The organism is Caldimonas tepidiphila (assembly GCF_003569765.1).
GTDB lineage: Bacteria > Pseudomonadota > Gammaproteobacteria > Burkholderiales > Burkholderiaceae_C > Caldimonas > Caldimonas tepidiphila.
Map to the genome: position 1 here is coordinate 27,740 of NZ_KZ983966.1, position 6,671 is coordinate 34,410.

4 protein-coding genes and 2 pseudogenes are annotated in these 6,671 nt (G+C 69.9%); 2 read left to right on the plus strand and 4 right to left on the minus strand.

Annotated elements, in window-relative coordinates:
- Positions 1-18: 18 nt before the first annotated feature.
- From D3A59_RS03235 to D3A59_RS03250, 4 genes are read right to left on the minus strand one after another with little or no spacing between them, the layout of a single operon-like run.
- The gene (locus D3A59_RS03235) at positions 19-747 is read right to left on the minus strand and encodes a sarcosine oxidase subunit gamma (RefSeq protein ID WP_119153487.1); all 729 of its coding nucleotides are present in this window, start codon (positions 745-747) and stop codon (positions 19-21) included.
- Entirely contained in the window at positions 740-3,748 is a 3,009-nt protein-coding gene (locus D3A59_RS03240; RefSeq protein WP_119153488.1) for a sarcosine oxidase subunit alpha family protein, read from the minus strand. The genes D3A59_RS03235 and D3A59_RS03240 overlap by 8 nt, the downstream gene beginning before the upstream one ends.
- Positions 3,745-4,062, minus strand: a complete 318-nt coding sequence (locus D3A59_RS03245; protein WP_119153489.1) for a sarcosine oxidase subunit delta — start codon at positions 4,060-4,062, stop codon at positions 3,745-3,747. Before D3A59_RS03245 ends, D3A59_RS03240 begins: the two co-directional genes overlap by 4 nt.
- Before the next feature lie 28 nt (positions 4,063-4,090).
- Positions 4,091-5,347: a sarcosine oxidase subunit beta family protein gene (locus tag D3A59_RS03250; RefSeq protein ID WP_119153490.1), complete on the minus strand. Its 1,257-nt coding sequence runs from the start codon at positions 5,345-5,347 to the stop codon at positions 4,091-4,093.
- Between the two features lie 510 nt (positions 5,348-5,857).
- Here D3A59_RS03250 and D3A59_RS25185 point away from each other — a divergent pair.
- Together D3A59_RS25185 and D3A59_RS03255 are read left to right on the plus strand one after the other, a co-directional pair.
- A pseudogene (locus tag D3A59_RS25185) lies at positions 5,858-6,252 on the plus strand (transposase); the annotation flags it as partial.
- 54 nt (positions 6,253-6,306) lie between these two features.
- Positions 6,307-6,615 (plus strand): annotated as a pseudogene (locus tag D3A59_RS03255) (transposase); the annotation flags it as partial.
- Between the last annotated feature and the right edge of the window lie 56 nt (positions 6,616-6,671).

Sequence of the window (6,671 nt, forward strand, 5' to 3'; positions counted from 1 at the left end):
ATGGAGAGTCGGCGCGGCTCAGGACGCGGAAACCAGCTTCGTCTTGCTCGTGTCGGTGCGCGGCTTGCCCGATCCCGGCTTGCCGCCAGTCAGCAGGGGCGTGACGACCGGGTCGGGATGCGCGGCCGGCTCGGTCACGCACATGCCGTAGGGCCGGGCCGTGCGCGTCAGCAGGCGCCAGAAGTAGTCGGCGAAGCTGCGGCGGAACAGCAGCACCACGCCCTTCGTGTCCGTGCGCAGCACCGAGACCGTGGCCTTGGCCATCACGGTGGACACGGCCTGCCCGACCTTCAGCGACTCGAAGTCGTAGGGCCCCAGGTGGCGCAGCAGCAGCATGTGCCGGGGGCCGCTCAGGCGCAGGGCGGCGTGCCCCCCGCTGTTGTCGACCACCTGCGCGAACTGGCTCTGCAAGGCGGCGGCGAGGCCGGCGAGCAGAGCGTCGCGGCGCTCGCGGCTGCACAGCAGCCACCACTCGTCGGGCGACATCCACTGCACCACGCCGGCCTCGGTGACCAGGTAGGTGGACGGCACGGTCGGCAGCGACTGCCCCAGCACGCCGGCCACGGCCTGCATGAAGGCGGCGTCATTCGCGCGCCCCCTCAGGATCACGTAGCCCAGGTTGGGCAGCTCGCTCAGCACGACGCCGTCGGCCGCGTCCGGCTGGCGCAATTGCTTGTCCAGCTCGAAGGCATGCAGGGGCGAGCGCAGGCGCGCGCTCAGGACATTGGGGATGCGGTTGTCAGACATGCTGGCGATCTCCCTTGGGATCGACGAAGACGGGGCTGGGGGCGACCTTCACGGGGGTCACCTTGCCGCGGGCGTAGGCGTAGAGGGTCTGGTCGGTGCGCTGGCTGCCGCCCTTGACGAGGGCCATCGCGATCGAGCGGCCGAGGAAGGCGCTGTGGTAGCTGGAGGTGACGTGGCCCAGCATCGGCGCGGGGGTCGTGCGGGTGTCGGGCGTGGCCAGCAGCTGCGCGCCCTCGGGCAGCACGGCGTGCGGGTCCACCGGCAACAGGCCGACGAGCTGCTTGCGGTCGGGGCGCGCGGTGTCGCTGCGGCTGAGCGAGCGCTTGCCGAGGAAGCTGAACGGCTTCTTCATTGACACGGCCCAGGACATGCCGAGGTCGATCGGGGTCACCGAGCCGTCCGTGTCCTGGCCGACGATGATGAAGCCCTTCTCGGCACGCAGCACGTGCATGGTCTCGGTGCCGTAGGGCGTGATGCCGAACTCGGCGCCGGCGGCCATCACGGCCTCCCACAGCTCGTGGCCGTGGCCCGACTCCACGTTCAGCTCGTAGCTCAGCTCGCCCGAGAAGCTGACGCGGAACACGCGGCAGGGCAGCCCGGCGACGGTGCCCGCCTGCCAGTCCATGAACTTGAAGGCCGAGGGCGAGAGATCGATGTCCGTGCACAGCTTGGCCAGCACGGCGCGGGCCTTCGGCCCCACCAGGGCCACGGTGGACCAGTGGTCGGTGACCGAGCTCATCCAGACCTTGAGCTCCGGCCACTCGGTCTGGTGCCAGCGCTCGAGCCAGTTCAGCACGCGGGCGGCACCGCCGGTGGTGGTGGTCATGTAGAACTGCGTGTCGTGGATGCAGGCGGTCACGCCGTCGTCCATCACCATGCCGTTCTCGTCGAGCATCAGGCCGTAGCGGCACTTGCCCGGGGCCAGCTGGCTCCATGCGTTGCTGTAGACGCGGTTGAGGAACTCGCGCGCGTCGGGCCCGTCGATCTGGATCTTGCCCAGCGTCGATGCGTCCATCACCGCCACGCCGTTGCGCGCGGCCAGGCACTCGCGGTTGACGGCGGCGTGCAGGTCCTCGCCCTTCCTCGGGAAGTACCAGGGGCGCATCCACTGGCCCACCGGCTCCAGCTCGGCGCCGCGCGCCACGTGGGCGGCATGGCAGGCCGTGTAGCGGCGCGGCTCCAGCGTGTCGCCTTCCATCGTGCCGGCCAGCACGCCGAAGGTCACCGGGGTGTAGGCGGGGCGGTAGGTGGTGGTGCTGACCTGCGACACCGGGCGCTTGAGCGCACGCGCGGCGATCACGAAGCCGTTGACGTTGGAGAGCTTGCCCTGGTCGGTGCCGAAGCCCAGCGCGGTGAAGCGCTTGACGTGCTCGACGTGCTGCCAGTTCTCGCGGATGGCCAGCTCGATGTCGGCCGCGGTCACGTCGTTCTGGTAGTCGACGAAGGCCTTGGCGCCCTCCCCTTCGGGCTTGCCGTCGGGCAGGCGGTACATCGGCCGCGCGGGCTGGACGGTGCGCGAGCCGACCTTCGGCGCGCTCAAGCTGCCCGAGACGCCCAGGGTCGTCAGGACGGCCTGCATCGCGATCGTGGTCTGCTTCAGGCACTCGTCGAGCTCGAAGGCGCCGGTCACGGCCCCCACGCAGGCCACGCCCTTGCGGCCGTCGCGCGGCACCACGAAGGCGGCGACGCTGTCGTCCCAGGTCGGGCGGCTGCCGTCATGGCAGAACAGGTGCACCGTGGGCGACAGGCCGCCCGAGGACAGCACCACGTCGGCCGGCAGGGTCGGGCCCTTGCCCGCCACCTCGTCGCGATCGGGATGCAGCTTGACCAGGCGCACGCCGCTCACGCGGCCCTTGCCCTTGACCTCGGCGATGCCGTGGCCCGCGAGCACCGTCACGCCCGGCGGCAGGTCGGCGGGCCGGACCTTGGAGCGCACGTCGGCCACGGTCACCTGCGCCCCGGCGCCCGCCATCGAACGGGCCGCCTCGTAGATCAGGTCGCTGGTGCCGCAGATCACGACGCGCTGGCCCACCAGCACGCCGTAGCGGTTCAGGAAGGTCTGGCCCGCCGAGACGGTCATGACGCCGGGCAGGTCGTTGTTGCCGAAGACCAGCGGGCGCTCGATGGCCCCGGTGGCCAGCACGACATGCTCGGCATGGATCTTGTGCTGGCGCTGGCGCGGCTGGTCGGGATTGCGCTTCGAGGGCGCGACGTGGTCCTGGACGAGCTCCACCGCCTGCACCAGGTTCTGGTCGTACATGCCGAAGGCGGTGGTGCGCGACAGCATCGTCACGTGCGCCATGCCCTGCAGCGCCTGCACCGCCGAGCGGATGAAGCCCGCGCTGTCGCGCCCGTCGATCCGGGCCGAGGGCTCGGACAGTAGCCAGCCCCCGAACTCGGCCTGCTCGTCCAGCAGCAGGGTCTTCAGGCCCGCGCGGCCGGCCTGCAGCGCGGCCAGCAGGCCGGCGGCGCCCCCGCCCACCACCAGCACGTCCACGTGGTGGTGCAGGTGGTCGTAGAACTCGGGATCCGGCTCCGTGGGCGCGCTGCCGAAGCCCGCGAACTTGCGGATCACGGTCTCGTAGGCGGGCCAGAACTTGCGCGGCCACTTGAAGGTCTTGCTGTAGAAGCCCGCCGGCATGAAGCGCGAGGCGGTCCCGAGCGCGGCCTTCAGGTCGAAGTTCAGGTGCGGCCAGCCCGAGGTCGAGGTCGCCACGAGGCCGTCGTACAGCTCGGCCTGCGTGGCCTTGATGTTGGGCACCGTCAGCGCGCCCACGCCCAGCTGCACCAGCGCGTTGGGCTCCTCGGCGCCGGCGCCGATGATGCCGCGCGGGCGGCCGTACTTGAAGCTGCGTCCGATCAGCTTCACGCCGTTGGCCAGCAGGGCCGAGGCCAGCGTGTCGCCGGGATGGCCGGTGTAGGTCCTGCCGTCATAGCTGAAGGAGATCGTCCTGCCGGTGTCGACCTGCGCACCGGCGACTTTCACGCGACGCGCGCTCATGCCCGGCCTCCCTTGCCTTGCGCGGCCTTCTCGGCCAGGAACAGCGGCTTGCCGTCGGCCAGCGTCCAGCTGCCGGCGATCTCGTAGGTGGCGGTGTTGCGCTTGACCGCGAACACCTTGCGGCAGCCGGCCGTGTGCTGCCACTGCTCCCAGAACCAGCCCTTCGGATTGCTGCGCATGAACAGGTAGTCGCCCCAGACCTCGTCGTCCACGGTGTCGGGGTTGGCGGGACGGGCGATGTAGGCCTCTCCCGCGTAGCTGAACTCTTCCTCGTCGCGCAGCGCGGCGCAATGAGGGCAATGCAGTTGGAACATGGTGGTGGATCTCGGGTGAAGGGACGACTCAGTGGGCAACGCCTGCGGCGCCGTGCTCGTCGATCAGGTGACCGGTGGTGAAGCGGTCGAGCGCGAAGGGGGCGGCGAGCGGGTGCGGCTCGTCGTGGGCGATCGTGTGGGCGAAGACATGGCCCGAGCCGGGCGTGGCCTTGAAGCCGCCGGTGCCCCAGCCGCAGTTGAAGTACAGGCCCCGCACCGGGGTCTTGCCGATGATCGGGCAGGCGTCGGGCGCGACGTCGACGATGCCGCCCCACTGGCGGTTCATGCGCACGCGCGAGAACTGCGGGAACAGCTCGATGATCGCGGCGGCGGTGTGGTCGATGACGTGCGGGCTGCCGCGCTGGCCGTAGCCCAGGTAGCCGTCGATGCCCGCCCCGATGACGAGCTCGCCCTTGTCCGACTGGCTGAGGTAGCCGTGCACGGCGTTGGACATGATCACGGTGTCGATCACGCGCTGCATCGATTCCGACACGAAGGCCTGCAGCGGGTGGCTCTCCAGCGGCATGCGCAGTCCGGCCATGCGGCCGAGCATCGACGAATGTCCGGCGGCCACGCAGCCGACGCGCTCCGTCTTCACGTAGCCCTGCGTGGTCTGCAGGCCCTTGATGCGACCGCCGGCGATGTCCATGCCGGTCACCTCGCAGCCCTCGATCAGGTCCACGCCCAGGCGGCTGGCGGCGCGGGCGAAGCCGCGCGCCACGGCGTCGTGGTGGGCGATGCCCGCGCGCGGCTGCCAGCTCGCGCCCAGCACCGGCAGGCGGCGGCTGCGACTGATGTCGAGCTGCGGGATCTTCTCCTTGACCTCGGCCGCGGTCAGCACATGGGCGTCGATGCCCTGCAGGTGGTTGGCGGCCACGCGGCGCTCGATGTCGCGCATGTCCTGCAGCGTGTGCCCCAGGTTGAACACGCCGCGCTGGCTGAACAGCACGTTGAAGTTCAGGTCCTCGGTCAGCCCCTCCCACAGCTTGAGGCTGTGCTCGTACAGCAGCGCGGCCTCGTCCCACAGGTAGTTCGAGCGCACGATGGTGGTGTTGCGGGCCGTGTTGCCGCCGCCCAGGTAGCCCTTTTCCAGCACCGCGATGCGGCCGACCTTGTGGTTCTTCGCGAGGTAGTAGGCGGTGGCGAGGCCGTGCCCGCCCCCGCCGACGATGACGACGTCGTAACTGGGCTGCAGGGGCACGCGCCTCCAGGCAGGCTCCCAGGTCTTGTGGTGCTTGAATCCGTGCTTGAGCAGGCTCCAAAGCGAGTAGTTCTGACCGTGCATAAGAGGGACCGTTGTTCGAGAAGGGGTGAGGGAATTGTGGGAAAGCACGTCCTTCGCACCTTGCGAGGAGCGGACGCCTAATTGACTGGAATCGACATCGACCGAATCAGGCAAGAACAGCCGGTCCGTGTGGCATGCCGGACCGATGCAGGCGCGCGACGGCAGCCTCTGCCCCCGAGCAAGGGAGGAAGAAGAGCGGGATCGGCGAGGAGAAGATCCGCCGCGCAGCGAACTGGGAGGCATGCCGCGCCGGCTCCGGAGAATGGGCGATTCCCCTCGGTGCGCGACGCTCAGGACAGACTGGTCCGCATGGATCCGCCATGCGAGCCACCTCCCCGGCTTCACCCCTGTCGGAACGCCGCTCGAGCTTCCGCAATCGCCGTCTTCGCCTTGGACCGGACCGCGCTAGGAATCTGGAAGGCCTATCGGTGCGAATCGGGCCATGGCTGGCCCGGCGCCTGAGAACCTGCCCCTTGCCGACTGATGAAAGCGAGGCAGGGAAAAATGAATGTGACGAAGACGACGAGGGCGCGCTGCACGCCGGAGCTCAAGCCGGAGGCGGTACGGCGGGTCGAGAAGGGTCAGGGCATGGCGGCAACGGCCAGGATCCCGGGATTGCCAAGCAGACGCTGCACAACTGGATGAAGGCGGAATGCGAAGGGCGGCTCACGGGCGGCGGCACCCGGCCGGCGAGCGCGCAGCAGATGGAGACCGCCCGGCTGCGCGCAAAGCTGGCGCGCGTGAGGATGGAGCGCGGCATCCTGGGAAAAAGGACGGTGTACTTCGGCAGGGAGCGGGAGTGAAGTACGCCCGGGAATCGAGCGCAACCGGCCCCCCTGTCGCGCGGCGAATACGGCTGGACACGGGGGTGGAAGGACCGGTCGGCCCGCGGCATCCGAGTGGGCGGAGCCTGTCAGGATTTTCGCGGGTGAGGCATCGCACGACCCCTGGAGGTCCGTATGCCGAGCAGGAAGACGAAGGCGGAATCGCTGCCGCCCCCCTGGGAGCTCATTGACCGGTTCGCGACCCGGCCGATGAGCGCGGAGGCGGCGCAAGCCGCCTCGATGGCATTCGAGAAGGCACTCATCGGACGTGCCCCGGGGGCCGGGCTGTCGCACCGCCTGGGCGACGAGCCGGGCGCGACCAAGCCCGGGGCGACGAGCAATCACCGCAACGGCAGCCGCGGCAAGACGGTGCTGACCGAGGAGGGCACGCTTCGCCTGGAGGTGCCGCGGCGCATCCCGAAGCACGAGAGGCGTTTCACGGGGGCTCTGTTGCACAAATGGCGGTGCTGTCGGTTAGGGCGCGGCGCTTGACAGCCTCG